This window comes from Galbibacter pacificus (genome assembly GCF_029603165.1).
Classification (GTDB): domain Bacteria; phylum Bacteroidota; class Bacteroidia; order Flavobacteriales; family Flavobacteriaceae; genus Galbibacter; species Galbibacter pacificus.
Genome location: NZ_JAQSVC010000007.1, coordinates 255,894 through 270,988, shown reverse-complemented (window position 1 = coordinate 270,988; position 15,095 = coordinate 255,894). Strand labels below are relative to the sequence as shown.

At 37.9% G+C, this 15,095-nt stretch carries 16 protein-coding genes; 5 read left to right on the top strand and 11 right to left on the bottom strand.

Annotated elements, in window-relative coordinates:
• Together PSF86_RS17370 and PSF86_RS17365 are read right to left on the bottom strand one after the other, a co-directional pair.
• On the bottom strand, positions 1-556 hold a 556-nt coding region (locus tag PSF86_RS17370; RefSeq protein WP_277901357.1), incomplete at its 3' end, for a hypothetical protein.
• A 323-nt stretch (positions 557-879) separates the two neighbouring features.
• Complete coding sequence (locus PSF86_RS17365) at positions 880-3,687, bottom strand: PA14 domain-containing protein (RefSeq protein WP_277901356.1); 2,808 nt, start codon at positions 3,685-3,687, stop codon at positions 880-882.
• Positions 3,688-4,015: 328 nt separating this feature from the next.
• On the opposite strand from PSF86_RS17365, the gene PSF86_RS17360 reads away from it, so the two are divergent.
• A complete protein-coding gene (locus tag PSF86_RS17360) occupies positions 4,016-5,605 on the top strand; it encodes a peptide chain release factor 3 (RefSeq protein ID WP_277901355.1) in 1,590 nt (529 codons plus the stop codon).
• A 52-nt stretch (positions 5,606-5,657) separates the two neighbouring features.
• On the opposite strand, the gene lipB is transcribed toward PSF86_RS17360, so the two are convergent.
• Entirely contained in the window at positions 5,658-6,371 is a 714-nt protein-coding gene (gene lipB, locus PSF86_RS17355) for a lipoyl(octanoyl) transferase LipB (RefSeq protein ID WP_277901354.1), read from the bottom strand.
• A 121-nt stretch (positions 6,372-6,492) separates the two neighbouring features.
• Positions 6,493-6,651, bottom strand: coding sequence for a YqaE/Pmp3 family membrane protein (locus PSF86_RS17350; protein ID WP_277901353.1), 159 nt, complete (start codon positions 6,649-6,651; stop codon positions 6,493-6,495).
• A gap of 327 nt (positions 6,652-6,978) precedes the next feature.
• On the opposite strand from PSF86_RS17350, the gene lysS reads away from it, so the two are divergent.
• Positions 6,979-8,670 (top strand): lysine--tRNA ligase, encoded by a 1,692-nt coding sequence (gene lysS, locus PSF86_RS17345; RefSeq protein WP_277901352.1) that lies wholly within the window; start codon positions 6,979-6,981, stop codon positions 8,668-8,670.
• Between the two features lie 93 nt (positions 8,671-8,763).
• Here the strand turns inward: lysS and PSF86_RS17340 are convergent, their stop codons facing one another.
• On the bottom strand, positions 8,764-9,132 hold the full coding sequence (locus tag PSF86_RS17340; protein ID WP_277901351.1) for a helix-turn-helix domain-containing protein: 369 nt from the start codon (positions 9,130-9,132) through the stop codon (positions 8,764-8,766).
• 12 nt (positions 9,133-9,144) lie between these two features.
• A complete protein-coding gene (locus tag PSF86_RS17335) occupies positions 9,145-9,441 on the bottom strand; it encodes a type II toxin-antitoxin system HigB family toxin (protein WP_277901350.1) in 297 nt (98 codons plus the stop codon).
• A 331-nt stretch (positions 9,442-9,772) separates the two neighbouring features.
• Here PSF86_RS17335 and PSF86_RS17330 point away from each other — a divergent pair, with 331 nt between their 5' ends.
• Positions 9,773-10,099, top strand: a complete 327-nt coding sequence (locus PSF86_RS17330; protein WP_277901349.1) for a hypothetical protein — start codon at positions 9,773-9,775, stop codon at positions 10,097-10,099.
• A 165-nt stretch (positions 10,100-10,264) separates the two neighbouring features.
• Here PSF86_RS17330 and PSF86_RS17325 read toward each other — a convergent pair whose 3' ends face one another.
• Positions 10,265-10,603 carry a hypothetical protein gene (locus PSF86_RS17325; protein ID WP_277901348.1) on the bottom strand — a complete coding sequence of 113 codons (339 nt, stop codon included), beginning with the start codon at positions 10,601-10,603 and terminating at the stop codon, positions 10,265-10,267.
• Between the two features lie 203 nt (positions 10,604-10,806).
• On the opposite strand from PSF86_RS17325, the gene PSF86_RS17320 reads away from it, so the two are divergent.
• Positions 10,807-11,271, top strand: a complete 465-nt coding sequence (locus PSF86_RS17320) for a DUF4890 domain-containing protein (RefSeq protein ID WP_277901347.1) — start codon at positions 10,807-10,809, stop codon at positions 11,269-11,271.
• A 94-nt stretch (positions 11,272-11,365) separates the two neighbouring features.
• Here the strand turns inward: PSF86_RS17320 and hemL are convergent, their stop codons facing one another.
• From hemL to PSF86_RS17300, 4 genes are all read right to left on the bottom strand, one after another.
• Positions 11,366-12,649, bottom strand: a complete 1,284-nt coding sequence (hemL, locus tag PSF86_RS17315; protein WP_277901346.1) for a glutamate-1-semialdehyde 2,1-aminomutase — start codon at positions 12,647-12,649, stop codon at positions 11,366-11,368.
• Positions 12,650-12,659: 10 nt separating this feature from the next.
• Positions 12,660-13,469 (bottom strand): glucosaminidase domain-containing protein, encoded by an 810-nt coding sequence (locus PSF86_RS17310; protein ID WP_277901345.1) that lies wholly within the window; start codon positions 13,467-13,469, stop codon positions 12,660-12,662.
• Positions 13,466-14,389, bottom strand: a complete 924-nt coding sequence (locus PSF86_RS17305; protein ID WP_407933343.1) for a 1-aminocyclopropane-1-carboxylate deaminase/D-cysteine desulfhydrase — start codon at positions 14,387-14,389, stop codon at positions 13,466-13,468. Before PSF86_RS17305 ends, PSF86_RS17310 begins: the two co-directional genes overlap by 4 nt.
• Before the next feature lie 65 nt (positions 14,390-14,454).
• On the bottom strand, positions 14,455-14,781 hold the full coding sequence (locus tag PSF86_RS17300; protein ID WP_338424041.1) for a hypothetical protein: 327 nt from the start codon (positions 14,779-14,781) through the stop codon (positions 14,455-14,457).
• 108 nt (positions 14,782-14,889) lie between these two features.
• Here PSF86_RS17300 and PSF86_RS17295 point away from each other — a divergent pair, with 108 nt between their 5' ends.
• Positions 14,890-15,045: a C1orf53 family protein gene (locus PSF86_RS17295; RefSeq protein WP_277901344.1), complete on the top strand. Its 156-nt coding sequence runs from the start codon at positions 14,890-14,892 to the stop codon at positions 15,043-15,045.
• Positions 15,046-15,095: the final 50 nt, after the last annotated feature.

Genomic DNA, 15,095 nt, shown 5'->3' with positions numbered 1-15,095 from the left:
CTTCCGCCGATTCGTCCAAGGGCGACAGGTCTACCGTCACTCCCGTCCCGTCTTCTATGCCAAGGCTCAATATATTGTCAGTGCCCAACGTTGCAGATTCCAAATTCTGGTCGTCGCTGCTCCCAGAGGCCACCTCATCTATTGCTGACTGAGTGTTGGTTGCGGTCAACCCTGATGTTGTATTGTCGTAACTTACTTCCGTTGCATTTTGGTCGTCCGTATTAACTCCCGCAACAATATCTGCCAACGCAACCGATACCTTATTACCATCACTATCGGTAATCACTAAGTCGCTGCCATCTACTATAAAGGTTTTATTTACGGTATTTTTTCCAGAAGTAAGTTCCCATGAACTCCCGTTCCAAAAATACAAAACACCTGTATTGGTATTAATGTAGATATCTCCTTGATCGGCTATAGGAGTAGTTGTTCCTGCGACAGTTACATCGGTTCCCTTGATGACTTCGCAATTGCATTGATTTTCTAGATTAATTGTAGTTTGGGAAAACGCAAATCCGGAAATTAGCAATACAAAAATTAAAATTCCGTTTTTCATTTTGTTTATTTCTTAACAATAGTTAGTTTTTTGAATTTAGGCAGTACCCGTCCAGGCTGCTTAAAAACAACATTCAATTATTCAATAGTTATTTGGTGTATTTAGATTAATGCGATTTACATAAAAAGCTATCATTGCTTATGTAAATCGATCCTCCTATGAAGCGTATTTTATTTTCATAAGTTTGAGGTTTTATTGATTTTATAGATTCCTTTTAATTAGCCAAAATTACTCTAAAACAGTGCCCTTACATAATTTTTGATGTGTAACGGCTACATAATGTTGTGTCTCAGATAAACAACTTATATCTTAGACAAAAAGCATTAATTTTTATTTACCCGATAGGTTTTATTCCTATTGGTAATAACGGTTTTTACCTTGACCGTTAATGTTGCATTGCTTGAATATATGGCATTACACGCAACTTTTGTGCTTTTTAACACAGCCCGGTATTTATAGCCGTTTTTATCAATTTCTGTATTTAAAGATTGTAATGAAACCGTATAATATTCAGTCGCTGCATCATAAACAATATTTGTATTATATTCACTTGCGCTTATGGGGTTAAAACCGGCACCTTCATCAACTTCCCAAACTACATTGGTATTGTTTATGTTTTTAATTTGAACATTAAATGTCGCTTCTTCCCCAACAAAAACACTTTGATCTTCGGGTTGGTATTCATCGTTAATAGTAAACGGGGTTATTTTTGTAACCGCTGAAACCTGCGGAAAGGTTTCTCCCGTATTTAAACCGCCATATTCTACCAAATATCCTTTTGGCTGATAAGCACCACTTTCCGACCCAGAATTAGATAAATCATTCCATGAACCGTCAAATCCAGTTCCGGGCGCATTGATATGTGCATAATCTTCATCGCCAGATTGGTTTGGCTCTCCGTCGTTCCAATTTTCATACATACTGTTTACAGTGCTTCCCCCAGCCGTTCCTTGCCAAAATTGTATTCCGAGTCCGCCTTCTTCTTGTCCCTCTGGCCCTGTAACCCATCTCCATTCGCCTTCTACTGCGGCATCGCTAGCGCCAAGCCAGCCTGCACCTGTAGCTTGCTCGCCTAACAAAGCTGCTTCTTCTGGAGAACTTATGGTAGCCAAATATCCTTGTACTCCATAAAAATATCTTGATTCGGCAGCAACTCTTGCTTCTGTCCATTTAATTCCTAAAGCCGGTATGTACTCGTAATAATGACCTGTTGATTCTAAATAATTCTTTTCAGATAATACAATGGATATATCTCTTGTAGCATCAGTAACGTCTGGGTTGTTAGAAATAAAAGTCACCGATTCTATTGCCTGTTCAAATTCTTCTAAAGTTGCTGGTCCTTTTAAAGTTAATTTGCCTTCAAGGGCACTCCATGATCCAGTTATACCACTAACATAATTGTCTGTATACGCTAGTTCATCACCTTCTTGGTAATTTGCCGTGATTTGCAGATATATATTCGCCAATTCCGTACCATTTGTTATATTAACAGTACCTGAAGCCACAATTGGAGTGTTATCTCCCAAACAATGTATTTGGTCTGTATTGGGGGTGATTTCAATTTGAGGTGGATCATTATCAACATTGTTACTGTTATCTCTAAAATCTACATCCCCTCCGGTAGTCGCATCTGAGTCAAAATCGACCAAAATTACAGATCCATTCAAAGGATTATCGATTGTCCCTCCAGGATCTACATATCCATTTACGGCATCTGTTGCATTATCCAAACCATCATTATCATCATCTGCATTACTCAATGTTATCCTTGCTTCAGCTGTGTCATTATCGCCTTCGTTATCACTATTGGCATCCAAAAAATCCGGGGTTCCATCGCCATCGGTATCTACCGGGATAATTCCATTTGTTCCGTATGCCGTATCCAAGCCATTCACCCTAGTACCAGAGGGCGGCGTATAACCCAAGGTAGTTTGTGCTTCCACATTATCGGGGATACCGTCGCCATCGTTGTCAAGGTCGTATTCGTTAGACAAGCCATCGCCATCTAAATCACCACAAGTGCTTCCCACATATAAAGAAACGTCGTCAAGATATAACATATCATGCCCTATTCCGGTGGAATATCCTTCAAATCTAATAGTAGCCGAACTGGTATCGGGTATATAAGGAAGTGTTACCGTATATGCTGGAGAAAGTGTACTTCCAGCTGTGGTATTTCCGTTTAATTTCTTTGTTATTTGAGTGGCGGTTTTAGAATAAACAACAGTATTGTTAATCCTTACTATAAAAGAAGTTGAATTTGCATTATCTGCATTTGCACCAACCTTGAAAGACAATATATATTGCGTTCCAGGCAGTACAGTTTTTGTTTGCGCCAGAAAATCTGTTCCCTCACCAGTAGATTGATAGTATGCATAATTATTAGCATTCTCATTCCATATGCTCAAAGTACCTCTATCCCATCCTTGCAGCCAATCTACGCTGGAAAAATCTCCATTTGTAATTAAATTAGGCCCTCCTATTGCATTCTCGCACTCGACTGTATTTAATATCCCGTCTCCATCTTTATCAAGGTCATTGCTGTTTAAAACCCCATCGTTATCAACATCGTTGCTTGTTGCACCGTCTCCAGAAATATCCGCGGGCGTGCAATCGCTATATAAAACTGAAAAGGGAATGGAAATTCTCGATGGCACATTCCCGCCCAAATAACTTACTTCAAGTGTATTACCCCCACCGTTTTCATAATATAATATCTCTATTTCATGATATCCATTGGTAAGGTTTATTATACCTGAGCGATCTTGGGTTCCATGATTTCCATCGTTATTGACAACTTGGGTTCCGTCTATATAAAGTTTAGAGCCATCATCAGAATTTGTGTAAAATGTATAATCGGCTGTTTGGGTTATATTGATATATCCCGAATAACGAATAGAATATCTATCTGTATCTCCCGGATCTATGGCATTTTGCAAGTCTGCCACATTAAAATTGCTTATTTGCCCCATTGCCATGGCCCCGGAAAGAGGTATGTTGTCTACGGTGTTTCCAGACGGAACAAGGTCGTAAAACTCATAATCCAGCACGCCGGCACATGGGGGTGTGGTTTGGCTAAGAATAAGTGTTGGAAATATTAGGAATAAAATTCCAAAATACAGTTTGTTCATTTGGTTAGAGGGATGTAGGTTAATTTATTTTAAAAATTGTTGTTCATTAAATTTTAGTACTTAATATGGGTTTGATTATTTGGGTTTTCTTAATTTTTTGTTAAAGGATTTGATTTCGAAACAAAAGTATTATGCAAGCATACTATTTTAAAATAAAAAAGATTACCCACAACAATCTATCGATGAAATGCATAAAACAAAAATGTTTAAGGATTACCAAAATATAGTTAATCGTTTTAGTGATAAAATCTTCATTTATAAAATATTGAACTAAATAGTGGCATTTGACTTATATTAAATTATTTTTGCAATCCTTTAAATTTGGAGCATGCAATTAAATAAAGAAATTAATAAAAGAAGGACCTTTGGTATAATCTCGCACCCCGATGCCGGGAAAACTACTTTAACCGAAAAACTATTGCTTTTTGGAGGTGCCATTCAAGAAGCAGGTGCCGTTAAAAGCAATAAAATAAAAAAAGGTGCCACGAGCGATTTTATGGAGATAGAACGGCAAAGGGGAATCTCGGTAGCTACCTCTGTATTGGCTTTTAACTACAAAGAAAAAAAGATTAACATACTTGATACGCCCGGACACAAAGATTTTGCCGAGGACACTTTTAGGACACTTACCGCCGTAGATAGTGTTATTGTTGTAATTGATGTTGCCAAAGGGGTTGAAGAACAAACCGAGAAATTGGTCGAGGTATGCCGCATGCGCAATATACCAATGATTATTTTTATAAATAAACTAGACCGTGAAGGTAAAGATGCATTCGATCTTTTGGATGAAGTAGAGCAAAAACTGGGACTTAAAGTCACGCCGCTTAGCTTCCCTATCGGTATGGGGTATGATTTTAAAGGAATTTATAATGTCTGGGAAAAAAACATTAACCTTTTTAGCGGGGACAGTAAAAAAAATATTGAAGAAACCATTGCTTTTGATGATGTAAACAACCCGGAACTTGAAAAAATTATTGGCGAAAAGGCTGCCGAAGAACTTCGCGAAAACCTTGAGCTGGTATATGAAGTTTACCCCGATTTTGACAAGGATGCGTATATGAAAAGTGAATTGCAACCTGTGTTTTTTGGCTCTGCCTTGAACAATTTCGGGGTGCGCGAATTGCTTGATTGTTTTGTAGAGATAGCTCCACCACCACTTCCTAAAAAAGCCGAAGAACGTTTAGTAAAACCAAACGAAGAAGCCTTTACTGGTTTTGTTTTTAAAATACATGCCAATATGGATCCTAGGCACCGGGACAGGTTGGCGTTTATTAAAATTGTATCGGGCACCTTTGAGCGAAACACGCCTTATTTACACGTTCGACATAATAAAAATTTAAAATTTTCAAGCCCAAATGCTTTTTTTGCCGAAAAGAAAGAAATTGTAGACATATCATATGCCGGCGATATTGTTGGCCTGCACGACACAGGCAACTTTAAAATTGGCGATACCCTTACCCAAGGAGAAGTTTTAAACTTTAAGGGCATCCCTAGTTTTTCACCAGAACATTTTAGGTATATAAACAATGCCGACCCAATGAAGGCCAAGCAACTAGACAAGGGAATTAACCAATTAATGGACGAAGGGGTCGCACAGCTTTTTACACTGGAAATAAATAACCGCAAAGTAATTGGTACCGTTGGCGCTTTGCAATATGAAGTTATTCAATATAGGCTGGAACATGAATACGGTGCCAAGTGCAGTTACGAGAACCTTCCCGTACACAAAGCCTGTTGGGTAGATCCCGTAGACAGTAATAGCAAGGAATTTGCCGAATTTAAACGTGTAAAACAGAAATTTTTGGCAAAAGACAAACAAGGACAATTGGTTTTCTTTGCAGACTCTGCTTTTTCAATACAAATGACGCAACAGAAATACCCGAACGTAAAGCTTCATTTTGTTTCTGAATACAAATAAATAAAATATTGGTTTTGTGAAGGTTATACCCACCCGCAAAACCAATTATTGTTTATTGCCCAACCGCTTCTACAAAATTTGCCTGAAACAATTGTTGGAAATGTTTTAAGAGCTTGTCCTTAACTTCTCCCAAAGGAACTTCTGCCTGTCCTAATTCAACATTCAACGAAGTTACTCCCTTTCCGCGTATGCCGCACGGGATTATATTATCAAAATAGCCTAAATTGGCATTTACGTTAAGGGCAAAACCATGCATGGTCACCCATCTGGAAGCACGCACGCCCATAGCGCATATTTTTCTTGCAAAAGGAGTTCCCACATCTATCCAAACGCCAGTTTCCCCTTCGCTGCGTGTGGCTTTTATGCCATATTCGTCTAAAGTTAAAATAATAACCTCTTCCAGAAAGCGCAAATACTTATGTATGTCGGTAAAAAAATTGTCAAGGTCCAAAATGGGGTACCCCACAATTTGTCCCGGGCCGTGGTAGGTAATATCGCCCCCGCGGTTAATTTTATAAAAAGAAGCTCCTTTTTGTGCCAATTGTGTTTGGTTTAAAAGCAGGTTTTCCATATCCCCGCTCTTTCCTAGCGTATATACATGCGGATGCTCTACAAATAAAAAATAATTTGGGGTCGCTAACTGCGTATCCTCCCTTCTGTTGTTTATTTTAATATCCAAAATAGCCTTAAACAAAGATTCCTGATAATCCCAGGTTTCTTTGTAATCCATATACCCTAAATCTTGAAATATCACCTTTTTATTCATAGTGCAAAGATACGGATTTAGATATTTGGATTGTTAGTTTGACTGCTATTGAATAGCATTCTACCCGACCGCTTGGTAATGAACTTGTTTTTACTATTCTCAATTGGCTAAAAAAGCCAAATTACCTATCTGGGTTGTTCAAGATAATCAGGGCCGCAATAACGCCGGGAATCCAACCGCATAACCACAGTATAAAAACAATAACAATTGAACCGCAACCTTTATCCAGCACGGCAAGCGGCGGACAGATAATTGAAAGTAATACTCTCCAAATACTCATTTTTTTTCGTTTTTTGATTGATTGCACCTTTAAAGTGCTCTTGTTAAACTGCTTTCCCTGGATTGATAAAGTCCTTTTGGAAAAACAAATATATTGATTGATGTACTTATATGACGCATTACCCGATAATTTGTTACAATGCTCAAAAATAATTCTGCTGTTTGCGGCAGGGGTTGTAGCAAAGTACCCCGACTGACTGGCATGGCCAGGCAGGCGTGTACTGCGAAAAACCCGGTTGCGGTAGCAAGCCGCCCAAATAATATAAATTGATTGATAGATTGTTAAATACTCCCTATCTTTGCAGGCTTAAATTGAGAATGAAACAGTATGCAACTTTCAGAACAGGAAATTATTCGTAGGGAAAAGCTTGGAAAGCTACGTGAATTGGGCATTAATCCATATCCGGCCGCTTTGTATCCGGTAGACCATACTTCTAAACAGGTGAAGGAAAACTTTGAAGAAGATAAAAAGGTGGTGCTTTCCGGTCGTTTAATGAGCCGACGGATTCAAGGAAAGGCCTCGTTTGCAGAGTTGCAGGATAGCGAAGGGCGTATTCAACTATATTTTAACAGGGATGAAGTTTGCCCAGGCGATGATAAGACCCTTTACAACGAAGTTTATAAAAAGTTGCTTGATATTGGCGATATTATTGGTATTGAAGGTACCCTTTTTACCACACAGGTCGGCGAGAAAACCGTAATGGTCAAAAATTTTACGGTACTGAATAAATCTTTGCGCCCTTTGCCGTTGCCAAAAGTAGACAGCGAAGGAAAGGTTTTTGACGAGTTTAACGACCCCGAACTGCGTTACCGCCAGCGCTACGTAGATTTAATTGTGAATCCGCATGTAAAAGAAACCTTTATAAAGCGTACAAAAATTACTAGCAGTATGCGGGAATTTTTTAACACTCGTGGTTATTTGGAAGTAGAAACACCCATTTTGCAATCTATTCCCGGTGGTGCTGCCGCTCGTCCTTTTGTTACGCACCATAATGCATTGAACATCCCGTTGTATTTGCGTATTGCCAACGAACTGTATTTAAAAAGGCTTATTGTTGGTGGTTTTGACGGTGTGTACGAGTTTGCCAAGGATTTTCGTAACGAGGGCATGGACAAAACCCACAATCCGGAATTTACGGTTATGGAGCTGTATGTTTCGTACAAAGATTACAATTGGATGATGGGCATGACCGAAGAATTGCTGGAAAAGGTTGCCACCGATGCCAACGGAAGTTCTAAAGTTATTGTTGGAGAGAATGAAATAGATTTTAAAGCCCCATACCCGCGCGTGCCTATTTTGCAGGCAATTAAAGACCATACAGGCTTTGACGTTGCCGGGATGAACGAAGCCGAATTGCGCGAAGTATGCACAAAACTGGATATTTCCGTAGATGAAAGCATGGGTGTTGGAAAACTGATAGATGAGATTTTTGGTGAAAAATGCGAGCATAATTACATCCAGCCCACTTTTATTACCGACTATCCAAAGGAAATGAGCCCGCTTACCAAAGAACACAGGGAAAACCCTACGCTTACCGAACGCTTTGAATTGATGGTAAACGGAAAGGAGCTGGCAAATGCCTATTCGGAATTGAACGACCCAATTGACCAACGTGAACGCTTTGAGGAACAATTAAAACTCTCTGAAAAAGGAGACGACGAGGCCATGTTTATCGATCAGGATTTCTTGAGGGCCCTGGAATATGGAATGCCACCAACCTCGGGAATCGGTATTGGTATTGATAGGCTGGTAATGCTTTTAACCAACAATGCTTCTATACAGGAAGTGCTTTTCTTCCCGCAGATGCGCCCCGAGAAAAAAGTCGAGGTTGCCTTGAACGATGAGGAAAAAGCTGTTTTTGAATTGCTGAAAAAAGAAAACAAAATGCTTTTGAACGATCTTAAAGACGCATCCGGGTTAAGCAATAAAAAATGGGACAAGACCATTAAAGGACTTACAAAGCACAAATTGGTAAAAGTTGAAAAAACCGACGAAGGATTGTTTTGCGAAATCGTTTAGATATCGCATTTATCGGTCTCGGCTATGAGTTGTTGCGTGGGTTAGCACTTAGCTACCTTGCAATTACTTATAGCCATCTTTGTTACCTTTTTTTTATTTAGATAATTGATAATTACTTACTAAAACAGAAGCTGAAATATGTAAAATCTTTTCAAGTTTTCTAATCATATCTACAGTCAGCTTTTTCTTTTTATTCAAAATTTCAGAAACCCTACTTTTTCCTCCGATTATTCCAACTAAGTCTTTTTGCTTTAAGTTCATTTCTTCCATTCTAATCTTTATGGCTTCAATTGGGTCTGGAGCTTCAATAGGATAATGTTGATTTTCATAATTGTCAATTAACATTGATAATATTTCAGCTTCGTCTCCTTCCTTTGTGTTTGGAGAAGCATCAAATATCAACTCTAGTCTTTTCAGGGCTTTTTCGTAATCTTGTTCAGTTTTTATAGGTCTAATTTTCATAATCTTATTTTTTTAAATAGTATCAGCGTTTATTTTGTCGTATTCGGAATGAGTTCCGATAAATCTTATAAATGCCCATTGTCTATCAAAATTAAATTTCACAATTAATCTATATGAGTTTCCTTTAATATTGAAAACTATTCTACTGTCTTTTAGTATGCTTGCGCTTATGTAAGTTTGTTTTACATCGTTCGGAGAAGTCCAATTTGAGTTTTTGGCTGTTTCATACCAAGTTTTTAGGTATTGTTCAGAATCAGCGTGCTTTTCCCAAAACTCTCTTAATGTTCTCTTTGCAATGATTCTTTTCATAAATTTTACTTCTGTTGCAAAGATAATAAATAAGTTCTCAATTATAGAACTTATTTTGTTTTTAATAAAGGGTAATATATACTAATATTTTCTAGATCTTTAATTTTTATAATTAATATCTTTATCTAACTGATTTGCTTTATTCTCGACCAGGAAGCAACTCAGCTATTTAAAAAAATAATTATATAATCGCGATTACAATAGGTTAGCCCCATTTGTAATGCTATTTAGCACAAAAGAACTTCTATAATGACAATAACAGATTCTTATTTAATTTCTCAAAAAGATTTTAAAAAGCGAAATTGGCTCAAATTGGATAGCATCGCATATTATGGGCGCTCCGCCTCCATATCGTTATAAAGGCTCTATTACTTTTGATTATGATGCGCTAGCTTTTAGCGGGTATGATTCTTATAATAAAGAAGATACTGTCTTTAAAATTCAAAAAAGCAGCATAACGCAACTTTATTACGGATATGATGAGATTTTCAGTACATTCCAAACAAGGGGCATGGGAATAAGTTGGGCTCCTATTAGATTTACCATACATTCTGATCTTCAGGATTCTGAAACCTTTTTATATGTTGTTTTCGGTTTTGATGGGATTTCTTCAGAGAACAAAACTCTTTTTGAAGAACTAAAAACCTGGCTATCGTAAAAATAATTACGGATTGCTTTCCTAAATTCTGAAGTCGTCTATAGCTGAAAAAGAAATTCTATTAACATCAAAAAATATGGTAAAGATGATACAGAAACGACTAATTTGATAAAAAACCTCCTCACTGGTTATAATCAGCAAGAAGGCTTTCTTCACAACGAGGCATTAATAACATAATTCCCTAATGGGCTGGTTTACGGTTATGCAGTTTAATTCTGGGCACTCAGTATTGTAATACCCATAAATGGTTTCTTTGGTGTCTGCCAGATAAAAGTAATCGTGTATTTCTTCAAAATAAACAAACTTCACCACCAAACGCTGGTGCGGCATATAAATGGACGGGATAAAAGCATATTTTCTGTCCACGAAATAAACCATAAACCGGTTAGACATACCGCTACAGACCATATGCCCATGAATCGGGATGCGGTCTCCGTTCCATAAAATTGTTTTTTGCTGGGTATCCAGCTTTACTTTGTCGATTTTAAAAGATAATGCACTCATGATATTAGTTTTTTTGTTTGATTGATGTAAAACTACATAAGCAACCCTCATAAAACCAGAGGTAAAAGCATGAAATAGAAAGGGTATTTTTCCCTGATAGAAAGTATTGTTTTATTTAAAAATCTGTTAAATATTTACTGTTGATTAAACCTAAAGTCGAAATATAAGTCTTATAAGTATAGAAATCATAAAATTATGAACAAATGAAAAAGACACTAAGCTTATTATTGATCGTATTGATTACCGCTACATCTTTTGCGCAAGAAAAAAACAAGAGCGACCGAAAAGACAGAACGGAAAAAAGAGAAAAATTTAAATCCTTTTACAGCGATCTTACTCCAGACCAGATAGCAGAATTAAAAACTAAAAGAATGGCTTTGGCATTAGACCTTACCGATGCCCAACAAAAAGAAGTATTGAGCCTGAACAAAGATCTGGCCACCAAGCACAAAGCAAAAATAGAAGCATGGAAAGCCAAAAAGAATACTGCTGAAAAGCCTACAAAAGACGAGCGCTATGCAATGCTAAATGCACAACTGGACGAGCAATTGGCCGTACAAGGAAAAATGAAGAAAATTTTGGACAATGACCAATATGAATCATGGAAAAAGTCTAAAAAACAAATGCACCATAAATTCCGCAAGAAAATGTACGGAAAAAGAAGATAAAACCCTCACACTTTAAAAAACAGGCCCCGCTACCATTTTATTGCGGGGCCTGTTGCTTTTTTATGTATTTGTTCCTTGATGTTTTATAATCAGGTTATAGGGTTTTTACCACTTTGGAAGCCGCTTCAATGGTCTTGTCCAAGTCTTCATAAGTAAGGGCATTGTTTAAAAACCAACTTTCAAAAGCACTTGGCGGAAGGTAAATACCTTCGTTGAGCATTCCATGAAAAAACTTTTTAAATGTTTCGTTATTCCCTTTAGCCGAAGTTTCAAAATCGTATACTTCATCTGTAAAATGCACCGAAATCATAGAGCCCAACTTATTGATGGTATAGGTAATATTGGTCTCTTCGAGTGCTTTTTCCAGCCCTTGGTGCAAATACGATGTTTTATCGGCTAAACTTTTAAACACTTCTTCATGCTGGTTTAAGTATTGCAGCATGGTAAGTCCGGCGGCCATCGCCAAGGGATTTCCACTTAAAGTACCCGCTTGGTACACGGGGCCCAAAGGTGCGAGATGTTCCATAATTTCATTACGGGCGGCAAATGCCCCTACGGGAAGCCCACCGCCTATTACCTTACCAAAGGTTACAATGTCTGCCTTTATGCCCAACAATTCCTGAGCGCCTCCTTGCGCTAAACGAAAACCTGTCATGACCTCATCAAAAATAAGGAGCATGTTATTGGCATCGCAAAGAGAACGCAAGCCTTCTAAAAATCCTTTTTGAGGAACAATACAGCCCATATTTCCGGCCACGGGTTCTATAATTATGGCTGCTATTTCGTTTTTATTGGCTTGAATTAAGGCTTCCACACTTTTAAGGTCGTTGTAATTGGCCAATAAGGTGTCTTTTGCGGTTCCTTGTGTAACCCCGGGACTGTTTGGGCTACCAAAAGTAACGGCCCCGCTTCCCGCTTGGATTAAAAAAGAATCGGAATGTCCGTGGTAACAGCCTGCAAATTTAATAATCTTGTCTTTTCCAGTATATCCCCTTGCCAGCCTAACGGCGCTCATACAAGCTTCTGTACCACTATTTACAAAACGGATTTTATCCACATTGGGCACCATGGAAACCGCCAGCTTGGCTATTTCTGTTTCTATAAGCGTTGGCATTCCAAAAGAAGTTCCCAGAGTGGTTTTTTCTATAACTACATTTACTACGGGTTGAAAAGCATGTCCGAGAATCATTGGCCCCCAAGAGGCAATATAATCTATCAATTTATTTCCATCTTCATCATATAGGTATGCGCCTTTTGCCTGCTTTACAAAAATGGGATCGCCCCCAACAGCATTAAAAGCCCTTACCGGAGAATTTACGCCTCCCGGAATATAATTTTTAGCTTCAGCAAAAAGTGCACTACTTCTTTTATATAACATGTTCTCTATTTTAGTTTAAGTATAATACTTGTCCTATTTTGATATTATTATCTTTTAAGCCGTTTTTCTTCTTTAGATCGTCAACCGAAATATTATGCCGTTTTGAAATGGAATACAAGGTATCTCCTTTAGAAACCACATATGTATTGTCTGCAATGCGGCCAATACTTTCGGGCGCTACACCCAAAACTGCCGCATCGTATTCATATAATTGATATTTTTCAATAAGGCTTATCAATTTCTGCGGATAACGCCTATCGGTAGCATATCCTGCCGACCGCAGTCCTTTTGCCCAGCCTTTGTAATCGTCTTTATCCAAGCTGAACAAAAAATTGTACCGGCTTCGGGTGGTTAAAAATTCTGAATGATCCTGATAAGAATATTCCGGGTATTTGTATTTTCTAAAGCATTCCCCTTTGGCATCGTCGTCATGATAGGCACGTTCCCCGTTCCATCCTGCATGGCATTTAATTCCGAAATGGTTGTTGGCTTTCCTTACCAGCTCTCCTTTTCCTGCTCCACTTTCCAAGATTCCCTGTGCCAAAATAATACTTGCCGGAATACCATAATTTTGCATTTGGCGCATGGCTATCGGGCTATAAACATCTATGTAATCTTCTACGGTTGCTGTGTAAACGGTAGTTCTGGAAGTAGACTCCAGGGTTTCGGTATTTTGGCTGCTAGCGTTACCGTTTCTAGTGTCTGTTTTTGTTGTAGAATGGCCCCTGTTATTTTTTTTAGTTGAAGTTGCCTTCTTTTTAGCACCGCAACTCACTAAAAACAATACAAGAAAAGCAACAATAATACGTTTAACAATCATTTTATCAATGGTAAATTCTTTTGTTTTAAATATTGGTTCATTCCTGCAATTCCTTGCAGACCTCCTGTATGAACCGCCAAAATGCTGGTGTTTTCATCAAAATATCCCTTTTGGATTAAATCGACGATCCCGAACATCATTTTTCCGGTATAAACCGGGTCTAAGGAAATATCTGTCTGCCCCTTAAAAAGGTTTATAAAATTTATTAAATCCCTGTTTATCTTGGCATATCCCCCGAAATGATAATCGGCAATTAGCTTCCAGTTATCCTTATGGGCAAATTTATGAATTTCTGATTTCAAAAAATCCCCTTTAAGGGCAGGAAATCCTAAAACTTGTTGACGGAGTTGTGAACAATTTATCAAACCTGAAATAGTGCCGCCCGTTCCAACAGCCGTACATATGTAATCAAACCGTGCATCGTCTTGGGTTAAAATTTCCTCGCATCCTTTTACCGCCAATGTATTGGTACCGCCTTCAGGGATTAGGTAGAACGTGCCAAATTCTTCTTTTAGTATGTTTATATATGCCGAAGTATCTTTTTTCCTGTAATCTGCCCTGCTAATAAACTTAAACTCCATACCGTGTTCCCGTGCAAATAACAAGGTAGGATTTTTTGAAACCGAGCTTTCCAGTTCTTCCCCACGGATAACCCCAATGGTTTTCAGCCCTTTTTCAAAACCCGCGTAAGCTGTTGCCGCAATGTGGTTGGAAAAAGCACCGCCAAAAGTTAACAAGGTATCTTGCTCAAGCTTTTGGGCTTCCAGTAAATTGTACTTTAGTTTTCTAAATTTATTACCCGAAACAAAAGGATGGATACGATCTTCCCGTTTTATAAATACCCTAACGGAAGCCTTCTCTATTGCCGGTATATGTATTTCCTGATTGTGCAAAGCCAATGTGTATTTTTCAATGGGCAAAGATATGGCTTATGATAGTTTTGGTGCCTTTTTGGCAAAAAAAGTCAGCCGTAAGTTAAAAATGGTTAAAAACATATTTTAAAAAATGCCAACGCGGGCGTTCTTTCAAATAATTTAAATTCCACTCGTTTTTGATAGGCTTCTTTCTCGAAGCTAATATTTCTATATGCTTCAACAAAATTACCATAATAGCAAAGTCCGATAAGCCATTCCATTAAATACAGCAAATAAAAAGGAAGTATCAACAACTCTACTTGTTGTTTTAAATGTATACGTTCGTGGTTTATCAAAACAGCATCTTTTTTTAAAGAGCCGTCCTTGAGGATAATTAATGGCCATAATGTAAGGCCTACATAACGTTTTGGGAAAATATATTTGAATATGAGAATCAAAATAACGGAAAGCGTTTTTAAAATTAAGATTTGTTTAGAATTCTTTATACAGTCAATTCCTTTATCTTTGTAAAGATAGCATAATCTAAATAGATACTTTATAAAGGAATGAAGAAAATAATTCGTCCAGAGGAAGGTGATTATTATCTTTCCCCCGAAGGCTACCGTGTTTTCACCGAGCAATACCACCTAAAAAGAGGTTATTGCTGCGAAAGTGGTTGCAGGCACTGCCCATACGGATTTAATAAAAGCCGAAAGACTTAAGGCAGGATATAAAAAATTTAAATCAAGTACAAAGTTTACCCCTAAACCTT

What these genes read in the sequence shown, in the direction of transcription:
- PSF86_RS17365 (WP_277901356.1), bottom strand. Translation starts at nt 3,687, where the DNA reads ATGAACAAACTGTATTTTGGAATTTTATTCCTAATATTTCCAACACTT.
- PSF86_RS17360 (WP_277901355.1), top strand. Translation starts at nt 4,016, where the DNA reads ATGCAATTAAATAAAGAAATTAATAAAAGAAGGACCTTTGGTATAATC.
- lipB (WP_277901354.1), bottom strand. Translation starts at nt 6,371, where the DNA reads ATGAATAAAAAGGTGATATTTCAAGATTTAGGGTATATGGATTACAAA.
- PSF86_RS17350 (WP_277901353.1), bottom strand. Translation starts at nt 6,651, where the DNA reads ATGAGTATTTGGAGAGTATTACTTTCAATTATCTGTCCGCCGCTTGCC.
- lysS (WP_277901352.1), top strand. Translation starts at nt 6,979, where the DNA reads ATGCAACTTTCAGAACAGGAAATTATTCGTAGGGAAAAGCTTGGAAAG.
- PSF86_RS17340 (WP_277901351.1), bottom strand. Translation starts at nt 9,132, where the DNA reads ATGAAAATTAGACCTATAAAAACTGAACAAGATTACGAAAAAGCCCTG.
- PSF86_RS17335 (WP_277901350.1), bottom strand. Translation starts at nt 9,441, where the DNA reads ATGAAAAGAATCATTGCAAAGAGAACATTAAGAGAGTTTTGGGAAAAG.
- PSF86_RS17330 (WP_277901349.1), top strand. Translation starts at nt 9,773, where the DNA reads ATGGGCGCTCCGCCTCCATATCGTTATAAAGGCTCTATTACTTTTGAT.
- PSF86_RS17325 (WP_277901348.1), bottom strand. Translation starts at nt 10,603, where the DNA reads ATGAGTGCATTATCTTTTAAAATCGACAAAGTAAAGCTGGATACCCAG.
- PSF86_RS17320 (WP_277901347.1), top strand. Translation starts at nt 10,807, where the DNA reads ATGAAAAAGACACTAAGCTTATTATTGATCGTATTGATTACCGCTACA.
- hemL (WP_277901346.1), bottom strand. Translation starts at nt 12,649, where the DNA reads ATGTTATATAAAAGAAGTAGTGCACTTTTTGCTGAAGCTAAAAATTAT.
- PSF86_RS17310 (WP_277901345.1), bottom strand. Translation starts at nt 13,469, where the DNA reads ATGATTGTTAAACGTATTATTGTTGCTTTTCTTGTATTGTTTTTAGTG.
- PSF86_RS17295 (WP_277901344.1), top strand. Translation starts at nt 14,890, where the DNA reads ATGAAGAAAATAATTCGTCCAGAGGAAGGTGATTATTATCTTTCCCCC.